Origin of the sequence: Streptomyces sp. NPDC051320 (genome assembly GCF_040682175.1) — a bacterium.
Lineage (GTDB): Bacteria > Actinomycetota > Actinomycetes > Streptomycetales > Streptomycetaceae > Streptomyces.
In genome coordinates, this window is sequence record NZ_JBFBAL010000005.1 from 81,269 (window position 1) to 96,005 (window position 14,737).

Consider the following 14,737-nt stretch of genomic DNA (forward strand, 5'->3'; position numbering starts at 1 on the left):
GCGTACGGAGGAGGCGAAGGCGATGGGCAAGGGATCGTTGGAAGGCGCCGTGGTCGCCGTTGCCGGGGCGGCGGGCCCGGCTGGCCGGGCCACCCTGATGAAACTGGCCGAGGCGGGCGCCACCGTGGTCGGCGCCGACGCGCACGTCGCGCGGCTGGCCGAGGCGGTGGACGCGGCACGGTATGCGCACGGCGGTACCACCGTCATCGGTGAGACGGTCGATCTGCTCGACCTGGACGCGACGCGCGCCTGGGCGAACAGCATCGAGAAGGAATTCGGCCGGATCGACGGCCTGGTCCACCTGGTCGGCGGGTGGCGGGGCAGTGCCGGCTTCGCCGAGACGGATCTGCGCGACTGGGCGACCCTCGAGAAGTTGCTCATCCGTACGGTCCAGCACACTTCGCTGGCGTTCCACGAAGGGCTGCTGCGCAGTGACCACGGCCGCTATGTGCTGATCAGTGCGGCCGGCGCGTCGAAGCCCACCGCGGGAAACGCCGCATACGCGGCCTCGAAGGCGGCGGCCGAAGCGTGGACGCTGGCGCTCGGCGACGCCTTCCGCAAGGCGGGCGGCGAGGACGGGCCGCGGGCCGCGGCGACCGTGCTGGTGATCAAGGCGCTGGTGCACGACGCGATGCGTGCCGAGCGCCCCAACGCGAAGTTTGCGGGCTTCACCGACGCCGTGGAGCTGGCCGAGGCCATCGCGGGTGTCTGGGACAAGCCCGCCGGAGAAGTGAACGGAAAGCGCCTGTGGCTGACCCCCGCCCCGTGAAGACCGATGCCGTACGTCACCACGATCCGGACGTGCGCGGCTTCGCCAGTGACAACTACGCGGGCGCCCACCCGGAGATTCTCGCCGCACTCGCAGTGGCGAACGGCGGACACCAGGTGGCGTATGGGGAGGACGCCTACACCGACCATCTCCAGCGGCTGATCCACAGCCACTTCGGCCAGCACGCCGAGGCGTTCCCGGTGTTCAACGGCACCGGGGCCAACGTGGTCGCCCTGCAGGCGCTCACCGACCGCTGGGGCGCGGTCATCGCAGCCGAGAGCGCGCACATCAACGTGGACGAGGGCGGCGCGCCCGAGCGGATGGCCGGGCTGAAACTGCTGACGGTTCCGACACCGGACGGCAAACTCACGCCCGAACTCATCGACCGCCAGGCCTTCGGCTGGGACGATGAGCACCGTGCGATGCCACAGGTCGTGTCGATCACTCAGAACACCGAGCTCGGCACCGTTTACACCCCGGAGGAGATCCGCGCCATCTGTGCGCATGCGCACAGCCACGGAATGAAGGTCCATCTCGACGGATCCCGTATAGCCAACGCCGCGGCCTCGCTCGACGTGCCGATGCGGACGTTCACCAACGCCGTGGGGGTGGACATCCTGTCGTTCGGCGGCACCAAGAACGGCATGCTCTTCGGCGAAGCGGTCGTGGTGCTGAATCCGGACGCCGCGCGGCAGATGAAGCATGTGCGCAAGATGTCGATGCAGCTCGCCTCCAAGATGCGGTTCGTGTCGGTACAGCTGGAAGCGCTGCTCACCCGCGACCTCTGGCTGCGCAACGCCCGGCACGCCAACGCCATGGCTCAGCGGCTCGCCGAGGGCGTGCGCCAGATGGACGGCATCGAAATTTTGCACGCAGTCCAGGCCAACGCCGTCTTCGCGAGGTTGCCGCACGATGTCAGCGAGCGGCTGCAGAAGCGCTACCGCTTCTACTTCTGGGACGAGCCCGCCGGCGACGTCCGCTGGATGTGCGCATTCGACACCACAGAGGAAGACGTGGACGGTTTCCTGCTCGCCCTCAAGGAAGAGATGGCACGCTAGATCGCATATCTATGCGGCTGAGTGGGAAAAGATTTTGTGGCTGAGTGGTTCTTGATCATAGGCTCAGGCCATGGAACTACTCCAAGAAGTACCCGATTCCTCTGCCTATTTGGCGGCCGATGCCGCCATCGACCATGAGCATCCGCTCGTGCGAGAGACGGCGGAGCGGCTGAGTGAGGGGGCCCCGGACGCATATGCATACGCCAGGACCGCGTATGAGTTCGTCCGGGACGCTATTCCCCACTCCTTCGACTCGGGGGATCCCCGGGTCCCGTGGCGCGCTTCCGACGTGATCGAACAGGGCAACGGCATCTGCTATGCGAAGTCCCATGCGCTGGCGGCACTGCTGCGCGCCGGATCCATCCCCACCGCCCTCTGCTACCAACGGCTCGGGGAGCACGACGGATCGAGGCAGGTGATCCACGGTCTGGTGGCGGTGAAACTGCCCGGACGGGACACCTGGTCCCGGCAGGACGCGAGAGGCAACAAGCCAGCCATCAACGCGGAGTTCTCCCTGGCGGACGAGCGCCTGGCGTGGCGCGTGCGTCCGGAACTGGGCGAGGCGGACTACCCGGTGCTCTTCGCCGCGCCGCACCCGGTCGTGCTGAACACCCTGCGCGCTGCGGTCGACGCCACGCATCTGGGGCGCATCCTCCCCACTGGTCTCTGACGGCGGCACGATGGGTCGGTGGACGCCGGCGAGTGCAGCGGGAGCGCCTGCACAGATGCCAGGAGAGACGTTTCGGCTGAACTCAGCGGACCTCGCGCACCTGGGCCGCCGTCGGTGCGGTGCCTCCCAGGTGGGCGGGGACCCACCAGGTGTCCGTGGCGGTCTTCGGGCGTACCGGATAGGCGCGCTGAGCGGCCTCCAGCAGCTCCTGCACGCGCTCACGCAGCCGGCGGGTGATGGCGCCCGCGTACTCGTCGGTGGGGGCCTCCATCGGCTCGCCGACCCGGATCGTGACCGGGATGTGGCTGCGCTTGAGGTTGCGCGGCCGGCCCTTGGTCCACAGCCTCTGGGTTCCCCACAGCGCCATGGGGATCAGCGGGACGCCGGCGTCCTGGGCCAGGCGGGCCGCGCCCGACTTGAAGCTCTTGAGCGTGAACGACTCCGAGATGGTGGCTTCGGGGAACACGCCGATGATCTCGCCCGAGCGCAGCGCGGTCAGCGCGTGCCGGTAGGCACTCTCGCCTTTCTTGCGGTCCACCGGGATGTGCTTCATCCCGCGCATCAGCGGCCCGGAGATCTTGTGCCGGAAGACCGACTCCTTCGCCATGAAGCGCACCAGACGCTTCTGCGGAAGCGCGGCGAGGCCGTCGAAGATGAAGTCCAGGTAGCCGATGTGATTGCTGACGAGGACCGCCCCGCCGGAGCGTGGGATGTTCTCCGAACCCTGAGTATCGATCTTCAGGTCGAGCGCCCTGAACATCCCGCGAGCGGCGCCGATGACCGGTCGATAAACGAGTTCTGCCATCTGGAGAGGCCCTTCTGTGCCCGGGGAGGTGTCCCCGGGGGGAAGTTACGCTGCCGTAGGTTTTTTCGGCATGGGGCAGATCGTGCCCCATAGCGACAAGAGTAGCCAGCTCTGGCCGCGCGGATCCGGGAGATTCTCATCACGTCGCCGCACACCGGTCCACCCTGCTGGAGCAGCGGCTGCGCCCGGAGCTCGGGCCTCACGATGGTCGAATCCGGCCTTCCGGTGCCCGGCCGGGGGAATGCCCGCGGCTCGGTGCGTGCTGCAATGAGGCGACGAGCGGACTCTCCGTGTGCGCGGCCATACCCGCGGCGAAACCCGGCGGCACGGGGGCCCGGGCCGGCTTGCCGGTGGAGCGACGGAAGGGCGAACGTGCGTGGCAATGAGGGCGAAAGGCGGCTGAGTGCCGCCGAATTGGGCGAGCGGCTGGGGGAGCGGGCGACGTTGGTCCAGTTCTCCAGTGCTTTCTGCCGGCCCTGCTGGGCCACCCGGCGCACCCTGACCGAAGTGGCGGGCATGGTGGAGGGCGTAGCCCATGTGGAGATCGATGCCGAGGCACGGCTCGGGCTGGTACGGGAGCTGAACGTCATGAAGACGCCCACCGTCCTGGTGCTCGACGCGACCGGCCGGATCGTCCGGCGGGCATCGGGTCAACCGCGCAGAGCCGACGTGATCGCCGCACTGGGCGAAGCGGTCTGACCCGCCGTGACAGATCTCGCACCTACCGGAGCCCGCTTGACTGGGCACCCTTCGAATCGTCAATCTGACGCTATGTCGCAGCTTCTCGGCACCGACCGGCTTGCCACCCCCGAACTGCTCCGCTCGGTCTTCCGGCAGCATGCGGCAGGTGTCGCGGTGATCACCGCCGCCGGCGAGCGCCCCGTCGGTTTCACCGCCACCTCACTGAACTCCGTCGCAGCCGAACCGCCGCTGATCTCTTTCGGGGTGGGAACGGGCTCCTCGAGCTGGCCGGTCATCGCGGAGGCGGAGCACGTCGGCGTGCACATACTCGGGGAACACCAGCAGGAACTGGCTGCCACCTTCGCACGCAGCGGCGCCGACCGCTTCGCTGCGCCCACCGGCTGGCGCAGCGGACCCGAAGGAGTGCCGCTGCTGGACGGCGTACTGGCCTGGCTGGTCTGCCGGGTGTCGGCCCGGATTCCCGCGGGCGACCACCGCATCGTCATCGCCCAGGCGGTCACCGGCGATCCCACGGGGTCGGGCCGCCCGTTGCTCTATCACCAGGGACGCTTCAACACGCTGCGGGACTGACCGAAGGGCACGCCTGGAAGGGCTGAATCCCAGCTGCTCCACGTTGTTCAGGTCACAGTTCAAAGCGCTTGCTTACTGGGTACATTCTGGATGTACTGGTGAGTAATATTTTGGTGGGGTCGTCGGGAGCCCCGACCGGAAATCGCCCCATCGGGCGCCTATGCTGCGAGCAACAAGGCAGCCCGGAAAAGACGATGCAGTAGGAGAGCCGGCGTGAGCTTGAGGATCGTTGTCTGTGTGAAGTACGTGCCCGACGCCACCGGCGACCGGCACTTCGCCGATGACCTGACGCTGGACCGTGACGATGTCGACGGTCTGCTGTCGGAGCTGGACGAGTACGCGGTGGAGCAGGCGCTCCAGATCGCCGGTGAGGCCGACGACGCCGAGATCACCGTGCTCACCGTCGGCCCCGAGGACGCCAAGGACGCGCTGCGCAAGGCGCTTTCGATGGGCGCCGACAAGGCCGTCCACGTCGAGGACGACGATCTGCACGGCACCGACATCATCGGCACCTCGCTGGTACTCGCCAAGGCCATCGAGAAGACCGGCTACGACCTCGTCGTCTGCGGTATGGCGTCGACCGACGGCACCTCGGGTGTGGTCCCGGCGCTGCTGGCCGAGCGGCTCGGCGTCCCGCAGGTCACGCTGCTCTCCGAGATCAGCGTCGAGGGTGGCACGGTGAAGGGCCGCCGGGACGGCGACGCCGCGAGCGAGCAGCTCGAGGCCTCCCTGCCGGCCGTCGTGTCCGTGACGGACCAGTCGGGCGAGGCCCGCTACCCGTCCTTCAAGGGCATCATGGCCGCCAAGAAGAAGCCGGTGGAGTCCCTGGACCTGGAGGACCTGGACCTCGACGCCGAAGCAGTCGGCCTCGAGGGCGCCTGGACCAAGGTCGACTCCGCGGCGCAGCGCCCGCCCCGTACGGCCGGCACGATCGTCAAGGACGATGGTGAGGGCGGCAAGCAGCTCGCGGCCTTCCTGGCGGAGCAGAAGTTCATCTGACGCAGCTGTGAGCCGGCGGTTTTGCCGAGGCTCGCCGAGCCGGTCCCATCACCCTTCCCCCCAGATTCTTCGCATGCGCAGGAGACCATTCCCATGGCTGAAGTTCTCGTCTATGTCGACCACGTCGACGGTGCCGTCCGCAAGCCCACCCTGGAGCTGCTAACCCTGGCCCGCCGCCTCGGTGACCCGGTCGCCGTCGCGCTGGGCTCCGGCGCCGAGGCCACCGCCGCCACCCTCGCCGAGCACGGCGCGGTCAAGGTGCTCACCGCTGACGCCCCCGAGTTCGGCGACTACCTCGTCGTTCCGAAGGTCGACGCGCTCCAGGCCGCGTACGAGGCAGTCTCCCCGGCTGCGGTACTCGTCCCGACCTCCGCCGAGGGCAAGGAGATCGCGGCCCGCCTGGCGCTGCGCATCGGCTCCGGCATCATCACCGACGCCACTGACCTGGAGGCCGGCGAGGACGGCCCGGTGGCCACCCAGTCGGCGTTCGCCGCTTCCTTCACCACCAAGTCCCGGGTGTCCCGGGGTACCCCGGTCATCACGGTGAAGCCCAACTCGGCCCCCGTGGAGGCCGCTCCGGCCGCGGGCACCGTCGAGGCGCTGGCGGTCTCCTTCGGTGAGCACGCCACCGGTACCAAGGTCGTCTCGCGTACCCCCCGCGAGTCGAGTGGTCGCCCCGAGCTGACCGAGGCCGCGATCGTGGTCTCCGGCGGCCGCGGCGTCAACGGCGCCGAGAACTTCCACCTCATCGAGGCGCTCGCCGACTCGCTCGGCGCCGCTGTCGGCGCCTCGCGTGCCGCCGTCGACGCGGGCTGGTACCCGCACTCCAACCAGGTCGGCCAGACCGGCAAGTCGGTCTCGCCGCAGCTGTACATCGCCAACGGCATCTCCGGCGCCATCCAGCACCGCGCCGGTATGCAGACCTCGAAGACCATCGTGGCCGTCAACAAGGACTCCGAGGCCCCGATCTTCGACCTGGTCGACTACGGCGTGGTCGGTGACCTCTTCCAGGTCGTCCCGCAGCTGACCGAGGAAGTCACCTCCCGTAAGGGCTGACCTGCATCTCCGGTACCGCCGCCGCGGTACCGCTCAGCACGGCCGGGGCCGCGCGGTGAACGTCGCCGCGCGGCCCCGGGCCGTTTCGGGCAACCATTGACGCAGATCCACGGTGCCGATTAACTTCACTATACGGATTGTTGATTCCGCACAACGGAAAACAGGAGGGTGAAGGATGGGTCAGCAGGAGAAGGTGGCAACGAGCCTCACGGGCGCGATCAGCGAGGACATCAGCACTTCGCTCGTCGCCGTCGACGAGGAGCTCACACGCCGCTACCCGGGAGATCCCGGCACCCGCCAGCCCGTTCACACCGTGTACGTACCCGGCGACGCCTTCACCGCCGACACCATCCGGTCCTGGGGTGAGCAGACCCTGGGGTCGCTCGACGAACACGCCCCGGACGCCGCTTCGTTCGCCGCTGTGCTCGGCATTGGCAGCGACCTCGCCGGTCCGGTGTACGACCGGGTCCGGGCCAAGCTGGAACGGGAGCCCGTAGAGGATCTGCGCATCGACTTCGAGGATGGATACGGCCCGCGCCCCGACGCCGAGGAGGACGAGGCGGCCGCCCGCGCCGCCCGGTTGGTCGCCGATGCGTTCCGGGACGGGACGGCGGCTCCTTACATGGGCATCAGGATGAAATGTATGGAAGCCGCGGTCCGCGACCGGGGCATCCGGACCACCGACATCTTCCTCACCGGCCTGATGCGGTCGGGCGGCCTGCCGGACGGCCTGGTACTCACCCTCCCCAAGGTCACCTATCCCGAACAGGTCACCGCGTTCGTGCGGCTGCTGGAGGCTTTCGAGAAGGCGCACGGGCTGCCCGCCGGGCGGATCGGATTCGAGATCCAGATCGAGACCAGCCAGTCCATCCTCGCCGCCGACGGCACGGCCGCCGTCGCCCGCATGATCGACGCCGCGGATGGCCGGGCCACCGGTCTGCACTACGGGACCTTCGACTACAGCGCCTGCGTCGGCGTCAGCGCCGCCTACCAGGCGAGCGACCACCCGGCGGCCGACCACGCCAAGGCCGTCATGCAGGTCGCCGCCGCCGGTACCGGCGTGCGCGTCTGCGACGGTTCGACCAACGTCCTGCCGATCGGCTCCGCCGAGCACGTCCACGAGGCCTGGCGGCTGCACTACGGGCTGACCCGTCGTGCTCTGGCCCGGGCCTACTACCAGGGCTGGGACATGCATCCGGGCCACCTGCCGACCCGTTACGCCGCCGTCTACACGTTCTACCGGGAGGGCCTCGAGCAGGCCGCCGCCCGTCTTGCCGCGTACGTCGCCAAGGCCGGCGGCGACGTCATGGACGAACCCGCCACCGCGAAGGCACTCAGCGGCTATCTGCTGCGCGGTCTGGACTGCGGCGCCCTGGACACCGCGGAGGTCGCCGGCCTCACCGGACTGACCCGGGCGGACCTGGAGGGCTTCTCCAGTCCGCGCCGGGCCGCTCTGACGGTGACCGCTCCGTGAACCGGTAACTCCGTGCGCCGCTGACCGCGCGCTGCTGCCCCCGTACGGTGCGTGGGGGCAGTAGCGTCTGTTGTCAGGCCGGCGGGATCTCGCCCGAGCCGCGGGCGATCAGCCGGGTCGGCAGTATCTTCTGCGACGGCGCGACGTTCGACCCCTCCAGACGGCGGAACAGCGTCTCGGCCGCCGTACGGCCCAGTGCGGCCGCGTCCTGGGCGATCACCGTGATGCCCAGCAGATCAGCGAGTTCGATGTCGTCGAAACCGACCAGGGCGACCGGCCGCTCCCGCCCGGCGAGGACCCGCACCGTCGTCACCGTCACCCGGTTGTTCCCCGCGAAGAGAGCGGTGACCGGCTCCGGGGCATCAAGCAGCGTCCCGGCGGCCGCTCGGACCCGGCCCGGTTCGGTGACGCCGAGCGAGACCCAGGAGTCGTCGACGGTGAGGCCGGCGTCCGTCATCGCCGCGTGGTAACCGCGCAGACGCTCGGTGGCGGTGTGGATACGCGGCTGGTCGCCGATGAACCCGATACGTCGGTGTCCCTGTGCGATGAGATGGGCGACGCCGTCGCGGGCTCCGCCGAAGCTGTCGGAGAGGACCGTGTCGGCTGCGATCTTTCCGGCCGGCCGGTCCACGAAGACGGTGGCGACGCCCGCGGCGATCTCCGGCTCCAGATAACGGTGGTCGTCGCCGGCCGGAATCACGATCAGGCCGTCCACCCGCCGGGCGCACAGCGCAAGGACCAACTCCTGTTCGCGCTCCGGGTCCTCGGCGCTGGAACCGTTGATGAGCAGCGCGCCATGGGCCCTTGCCACCTCCTCGATCGCCCGGTTCAGCGGCCCGTAGAAAGGGTCGGCAAGGTCCTCGAGGACCAGACCGATGCTGGCGGTGCGGCCCTTGCGCAGGACCCGCGCACTGTCGTTGCGGCGGAACCCCAGGGCCTCGATGGCTTCCTGCACCCGGCGTTCGGTGTCGGGCGTGACGCCGGACTCGCCGTTGACCACCCTCGAGACGGTCTTGAGGCCGACTCCGGCACGCGAGGCGACGTCCTTCATCGTCGGCCGATTGCCGTAGCGGGGCTCGGGGCGGCTGGCAGTATGGGCCACGGTGCGCTGTCCTGTCGTCGGCGGATGGTGCGGCAAGAGCTGTGGCGTCGAGCATAGGGCCTGGACAACGTTGTCAGGTGAATGGAGACTGGTCACTACACTACCGACGACCTGCTGCCCCGCCCTCCGTTCGGCCCCTTAGCGTCACCATCCGCATGACTGCCTGCATTGCCCTGCCACCTGGAGACCCGACGCCCATGCACAACCACCTCGTAGCCGCGCTCGACATCGGCGGCACCAAGATCGCCGGCGCGTTGGTGGACGGCAGGGGACGGATCGTCGTACGCACACAGCATCCGACGCCCGCCCGGGAAAGCGGCGACACGGTGATGGGCGCTGTCACGGCCGTGCTGGCCGAACTCGCCACCGACCCGCACTGGGAGCGGGCGACGGCTGTCGGGATCGGCAGCGCCGGCCCGGTCGACGCTTCGGCGGGCACCGTCAGCCCGGTCAACGTGCCCGGCTGGCGGGACTATCCGCTGGTCGAGAAGGTGCGCGCAGCCACCGGCGGGCTGCCGGTGACGCTGGTCGGCGACGGCGTCGCCATGACCGCGGCCGAGCACTGGCAGGGCGCGGCCCGCGGCTATCGCAACGCGCTCTGCATGGTCGTCTCCACCGGGGTCGGGGGCGGCCTGGTGCTGGCCGGACGGCTGCACCCGGGGCCGTCCGGCAACGCCGGCCACATCGGCCACATCAGCGTGGACCTGGACGGTGACCCCTGCCCGTGCGGCTCGCGCGGCTGCGTCGAGCGGATCGCGAGCGGGCCGAACATCGCGCGCAGGGCCCTGCAGAACGGCTGGCGGCCCGGCCCGGACGGTGACGCCGGCGCGGCGGCCGTGGCCCTTGCGGCCGCTGCCGGGGATCCGGTCGCCATCGGCTCGTACGAGCGCGCGGCGCAAGCGCTGGCCGCGGGGATCGCGGCCACCGCGACACTCGTCGAGATCGACATCGCGGTGATCGGTGGGGGAGTGGCGGGTGCCGGCGAGGTGCTGTTCGCCCCGCTGCGCCGCGCCTTGAAGGACTACGCCACGCTGTCGTTCATCCAGCACCTGACAGTCGCTCCTGCGCTGATGGGCAACGACGCGGGACTGGTCGGGGCGGCGGCCGCCGCCGCCTCGCTCGGCGAACCGGACGAGGCGGCGGTGCCGGTCAGCAGCTGAGCTCAACAGCTGAGGGTGGCGTCCGCCCAGTCGGCGTGGTCGGAGTCGACCCCGTCCCCGCCGTCGGTGACCACCAGACGCACCGTCTGCGCCCCGTTCACGTCAGCCTTGATCGGCTGAGCGGGCATGGCGTTGGTCAGCACACCGGTCGATGTCACCTTCTTGCCGTCGGCCCAGATCTCGAAGGTCACCGTGCCGTTGGTCCCCTTCTCGTCGTCCACGCCCACCTGGGCGGTCACCGCTGAACAGGCGCCGCCGGTGTAGTACTCGACGGCGCTCGAGGCGTGCACTCCGAGGCCCTTGGTGTACACCGTGCCGCCGATGGTGAGGGGATGGCCGTCACCGGCCTGCGCCTCGCCGTTGCTGGTGTCCTTCTCGACCGGACCCCAGCCGTTGGAGGCCGAGAGCATCGGCAGATCGCTGAGCGAGGACCGTCCGGCGGGTGGTGCGACCACCACATGAGTGGTGAGCGGCAGCACGGCCCGCAGACGCTCGCCGGTGGCCGAGCGGTAGGTCGCGGTCAGCGTCAGGTCGTACGCCCCGGTGGCGGTGCCCGCGGGCGGCGTCACCTGCCACGAGGTCCGGAGCGACTCTCCGGTCGGCACCGCGGGCGCCGACGTGCCCGACACCGCCTTCACCTGCCAGCCCGCCGGGCCGGTCAGCGCGTTGCCGGCCCGCAGCGCCGGCGTGCGGCCCAGATTGGTGACCGTGGTGGTCAGCGGGGCGGCTTTGCCCGCCTCGACCAGCAGCGAGCCGTCGACCCCGACGTCGACGGCGGACGGGTGGGTGGCCCACTTCTGGTCCGCGGAGACCCGCAGCAGTACGGTGCCGTGCGCCGGGACAGTGGCCGAGAGAGAACCTGCGGTGTTGTACGTCCGGTGCTGCCAGAGGTCGCGCTCGCTGTACGCGGGAGCCTCGGGCAGGCCGACCGCGGCCGCCGTGGTCGAGATGTGCTGCGGGCTGTCCGTCTCGTTGAAGAGAGCCACGGCGCGGCTGCCGTCGGTCATCTCCTTGACGACCACCCACCGGCCGCCGTCCGAGGACAGCACGGTGCCCTGCTTGCCGAGCGGGTCCTGGTCCACCGCGATGACCTCGTCATTGGTCACGATGTCGTAGGTCGCTGCCGATGCCTTGCGCAGATCGGAGCCGATGAGCAGCGGAGAGGCCATGATCGACCACATGGAGAAGTGGGTGCGGTACTCCGTGTCGGTCATTCCGCCGTTGCCGACCTCCAGCATGTCCGGGTCGTTCCAGTGCCCCGGGCCGGCCGCCGCGGCGAGCGGCAGGTTCTGCTTGAGGATCGACAGCATCGAGCTCCAGTTGTCGCTGATGTCGCCGGTCGTGCGCCACAGGTTGCCGACATCGCCGGCCCACTCCCACGGCTTGTTGGAACCCCACTCGCAGATGCTGTAGACGATGGGGCGTCCGGTGGCCTTCAGGGCGTCACGCATCGTCGTGTAGCGCTGTTTCGCGTCGACGCCCTGGTTGTTGCAGTTGTCGTACTTCAGGTAGTCGACGCCCCAGTCGGCGAACTGCTGGGCGTCGCTGTACTCGTGGCCGAGCGCGCCGGGGAAACCCTTGCTGTTGCAGGTCTTGGTCCCCGCGCTGGTGTAGATGCCGAGCTTCAGTCCCTTCGCGTGGACATAGTCGGCCACTGCCTTGATGCCGTGCGGGAACCGCACCGGATCCGGCACCAGTTTCCCGTTGGCGTCGCGCTGCGAGAGAGCCCAGCAGTCGTCGAGATTGACGTACTGGTAGCCGGCCGTCTTGAGGCCCTTGTCGACGAAGAGGTCGGCGATGCCCTTGACCATGGTCTCGTTGAAATCGGAGCTGCATCCGGTGGAGTTCCAGTTGTTGAATCCCATCGGAGGCGTCAGCGCCAGTCCGTTACCGAGCTGCGGCGTCGGGGAACTGTCGCCGACGTCCGCGGCGGCAGGGGAGGCGAGGCCTCCGACACACAACAGAGCGGTGACCGCCGCTCCGATCAGACTGCTGATTCTTCGACGGTCGGTACGGGGCGGAAGCTGCATCGTGATGTTCCTCCAGGCGTGCCCGTGGTCGGGTATCTGCATGTACGCGTCAGTGACTGGGCTCACGTTAGACCGTGTTGGAGTCTGTTGGAAGAGTCGCGGTAACGGTTGTTCGTGGCGACTTACTGGCGGGTGAACGCGCCGGAAGTGAGCTCTGTTCACTCCTCGTGCGTTCGTTTGTGTTTGGTTTGGACGAGGGTCGCGCGCAGGCCGGCCCACCGGTCACCGCAACCATGTCGCGCTGTCGTCGGTCATGGCAGGCACAGGCATACGTCGGAGAGACGCACAGCTGTCAGAGAGACGCGCAGCCAGCAGATCGGAGTCCGCGTGCCTTCCCGAGTCCCCGGAGCCGTGGTGGCCATCGCAGTTGCAGTGGTGTCCGCGGCCGTCACCATGCCCGCAGCTCGAGCCGCCACCCCCACCGGGCGGAGCGAAAGCCCCACGCAGCAGGCCGACTTCAACGGCGACGGTTACGGCGACATCGCGGCCGGGGTGCCCGGTGAGTCCGTCGGGACCAGGTCCGGTGTGGGACAGGTGATCATATTGCGCGGTAGCGCCTCGGGGCCCATCGCCGCCGGTTCCCGGGCCTTCCATCAGGACAGCGCTGGTGTCGAGGGCGTTGCCGAGCCCAAGGACCTCTTCGGCGGTGCGCCATCGCCCCTGGACGCCGACTCCGACGGCCGAGCCGAACTCGCCCTGGGTGCACCGGGAGAGAACACCAGTGCCGATTCGGTGCGGGTGCTGCCGGGCACGAGCGGCGGAATCAGATCCACTGGTTCGATGACCTTCGGTTCCGGCACGCTCGGCACCGACCCGACGAACGCCCAGCTCGGTACGGATTTCGACCACTGAGTAACTGTGACGGCCAAGAACTACTCCGTGTTCTCGCCGCGGCGGACGACCAGGAAGGCATCCGTCTCCAGGTCCATCACGACCTCGGCCGGCTTTCCGGCGGCCCGCTGCGCCGCCGCGTACTCCTCCGCCGGCCAGCTGCCGCGCGGCCCACCGGCCGGGAACTGCCGTACCACCAGGCGATTCATCGTTCACCCTCCCTGCCCCGCTCGGCTTCCCGCTGACGGAGTTGTCAACGAGGTCCCGGACGATCGCGTCACGACGGACTCGTGAGTAACAACGCCTCGGAGCCTACGGACCACGTTCAGCCCGTCGGAAACAGGACCGCCACAGTTGAGTCCCGAAGGGGCACAGGCGGCCATGCCGCCCCATGGGGTTTTCGTGGCAGGGTGTTGCGGGCAAGCCACTGGGGGCTACCGAAGAGGGGGAACCGTGATCGTCTGGGTCAACGGTGCGTTCAGTGCGGGCAAGACGAGTACCGCGCGAGAACTGGTCGATCTGATCCCGAACAGCACCTTCTACGACCCCGAAGTGCTCGGCGGGACGCTGCGGTTCCTGCTGCCGCAGAAGAGACTGGCCGAGGTGAACGACTACCAGGACCTGCCGATCTGGCGGCGCATGGTGGTGGATACCGCTGCGGCGCTCCTCGCCGAGATGGGCGGGGTGCTCGTGGTGCCGATGACACTGCTGAGGCAGGAGTACCGCGATGAGATATTCGGCGGCCTCGCCTCCCGGCGCATTCCGGTCTGTCATGTGCTGCTGTCGACCGAGGAAACGATCCTGCGGGAGCGGATCGCCGGCCGCGAGGAACTGCCCGACGACCCGGAGGGCACCGAGCGGGCACGGCAGTGGGCCTACGAGCACATCGCGCCGTACACCGCGTCGCTCAGCTGGCTAGCCGCCGACGCCCATGTGGTCGACAACAGCGGCCTCACTCCGGCCGGCACCGCCCAGCGGATCGCCGACGCGCTGCGGACCGGGGAGGCCGGGGTGTGCGAGATCGTCCAGACCCCGGCGCCGACCGGGGAGACCCTGGCGGCGGGTGTGCTGCTCTTCGACGAGCACGACCGGGTGCTGCTCGTCGACCCGACCTACAAGCCGGGATGGGAGTTCCCCGGCGGGATAGTGGAGAACGGCGAGGCGCCGGCGCGCGCGGGCATCCGCGAGGTGGCCGAGGAGACGGGCATACAACTCGGCCATGTACCGCGGCTGCTGGTGGTCGACTGGGAGCCACCGCGGCCGCCGGGCTACGGCGGGCTGCGGCTGCTCTTCGACGGCGGCCGGCTGGGGAGCGCGGAGACCGAACGGCTGCTGCTCCCCGGATCGGAACTACGTGGCTGGCGTTTCGTCAGCGAGCGGGAGGCGGCGGAGCTGCTGCCGCCGAACCGTTACGAACGGCTGCGCTGGGCGCTGCGCGCCCGCGAGAACTCGGCCGTGTTCAACCTGGAGGCAGGCGTCCCGGTCGGCTGACCGGACCTGCGGTGTGCCCG

General features: G+C 69.3%; 15 protein-coding genes. 11 read left to right on the plus strand and 4 right to left on the minus strand.

Annotated features, from left to right (window positions below):
* Nucleotides 1-22: 22 nt before the first annotated feature.
* The 3 genes from AB0M87_RS13105 to AB0M87_RS13115 all read left to right on the plus strand — a co-directional run bounded on the left by AB0M87_RS13105 (nt 23) and on the right by AB0M87_RS13115 (nt 2,497).
* Complete coding sequence (locus tag AB0M87_RS13105) at nt 23-769, plus strand: SDR family NAD(P)-dependent oxidoreductase (RefSeq protein ID WP_365852657.1); 747 nt, start codon at nt 23-25, stop codon at nt 767-769.
* Nucleotides 748-1,827 (plus strand): low specificity L-threonine aldolase, encoded by a 1,080-nt coding sequence (locus tag AB0M87_RS13110; protein ID WP_365852042.1) that lies wholly within the window; start codon nt 748-750, stop codon nt 1,825-1,827. Before AB0M87_RS13105 ends, AB0M87_RS13110 begins: the two co-directional genes overlap by 22 nt.
* Nucleotides 1,828-1,897: 70 nt before the next feature.
* A complete protein-coding gene (locus tag AB0M87_RS13115; RefSeq protein WP_365852044.1) occupies nt 1,898-2,497 on the plus strand; it encodes a transglutaminase family protein in 600 nt (199 codons plus the stop codon).
* A gap of 82 nt (nt 2,498-2,579) precedes the next feature.
* Here the strand turns inward: AB0M87_RS13115 and AB0M87_RS13120 are convergent, their stop codons facing one another.
* Nucleotides 2,580-3,302, minus strand: a complete 723-nt coding sequence (locus AB0M87_RS13120) for a lysophospholipid acyltransferase family protein (RefSeq protein ID WP_365852046.1) — start codon at nt 3,300-3,302, stop codon at nt 2,580-2,582.
* Between the two features lie 372 nt (nt 3,303-3,674).
* Between AB0M87_RS13120 and AB0M87_RS13125 the strand changes: the two genes are divergently transcribed.
* From AB0M87_RS13125 to AB0M87_RS13145, 5 genes are all read left to right on the plus strand, one after another.
* Nucleotides 3,675-4,001 (plus strand): thioredoxin family protein, encoded by a 327-nt coding sequence (locus AB0M87_RS13125; RefSeq protein WP_365852048.1) that lies wholly within the window; start codon nt 3,675-3,677, stop codon nt 3,999-4,001.
* 72 nt (nt 4,002-4,073) lie between these two features.
* A complete protein-coding gene (locus AB0M87_RS13130) occupies nt 4,074-4,574 on the plus strand; it encodes a flavin reductase family protein (protein WP_365852050.1) in 501 nt (166 codons plus the stop codon).
* A gap of 213 nt (nt 4,575-4,787) precedes the next feature.
* The gene (locus AB0M87_RS13135) at nt 4,788-5,573 is read left to right on the plus strand and encodes an electron transfer flavoprotein subunit beta/FixA family protein (RefSeq protein ID WP_365852052.1); all 786 of its coding nucleotides are present in this window, start codon (nt 4,788-4,790) and stop codon (nt 5,571-5,573) included.
* A 93-nt stretch (nt 5,574-5,666) separates the two neighbouring features.
* A complete protein-coding gene (locus tag AB0M87_RS13140) occupies nt 5,667-6,629 on the plus strand; it encodes an electron transfer flavoprotein subunit alpha/FixB family protein (RefSeq protein WP_365852054.1) in 963 nt (320 codons plus the stop codon).
* A 175-nt stretch (nt 6,630-6,804) separates the two neighbouring features.
* A complete protein-coding gene (locus tag AB0M87_RS13145) occupies nt 6,805-8,103 on the plus strand; it encodes an aldolase/citrate lyase family protein (RefSeq protein WP_365852056.1) in 1,299 nt (432 codons plus the stop codon).
* 73 nt (nt 8,104-8,176) lie between these two features.
* Here AB0M87_RS13145 and AB0M87_RS13150 read toward each other — a convergent pair whose 3' ends face one another.
* Entirely contained in the window at nt 8,177-9,154 is a 978-nt protein-coding gene (locus AB0M87_RS13150) for a LacI family DNA-binding transcriptional regulator (RefSeq protein WP_365852659.1), read from the minus strand.
* Between the two features lie 248 nt (nt 9,155-9,402).
* Here AB0M87_RS13150 and AB0M87_RS13155 point away from each other — a divergent pair, with 248 nt between their 5' ends.
* Entirely contained in the window at nt 9,403-10,365 is a 963-nt protein-coding gene (locus AB0M87_RS13155) for an ROK family protein (RefSeq protein WP_365852058.1), read from the plus strand.
* A 2-nt stretch (nt 10,366-10,367) separates the two neighbouring features.
* Here the strand turns inward: AB0M87_RS13155 and AB0M87_RS13160 are convergent, their stop codons facing one another.
* Nucleotides 10,368-12,395 (minus strand): NPCBM/NEW2 domain-containing protein, encoded by a 2,028-nt coding sequence (locus AB0M87_RS13160; RefSeq protein ID WP_365852661.1) that lies wholly within the window; start codon nt 12,393-12,395, stop codon nt 10,368-10,370.
* A gap of 354 nt (nt 12,396-12,749) precedes the next feature.
* Between AB0M87_RS13160 and AB0M87_RS13165 the strand changes: the two genes are divergently transcribed.
* On the plus strand, nt 12,750-13,247 hold the full coding sequence (locus AB0M87_RS13165) for a hypothetical protein (protein ID WP_365852060.1): 498 nt from the start codon (nt 12,750-12,752) through the stop codon (nt 13,245-13,247).
* A gap of 20 nt (nt 13,248-13,267) precedes the next feature.
* Here the strand turns inward: AB0M87_RS13165 and AB0M87_RS13170 are convergent, their stop codons facing one another.
* Entirely contained in the window at nt 13,268-13,435 is a 168-nt protein-coding gene (locus AB0M87_RS13170; protein ID WP_365852062.1) for a hypothetical protein, read from the minus strand.
* Nucleotides 13,436-13,679: 244 nt separating this feature from the next.
* On the opposite strand from AB0M87_RS13170, the gene AB0M87_RS13175 reads away from it, so the two are divergent.
* Nucleotides 13,680-14,717: an NUDIX domain-containing protein gene (locus AB0M87_RS13175; protein ID WP_365852064.1), complete on the plus strand. Its 1,038-nt coding sequence runs from the start codon at nt 13,680-13,682 to the stop codon at nt 14,715-14,717.
* Nucleotides 14,718-14,737 lie beyond the last annotated feature (20 nt).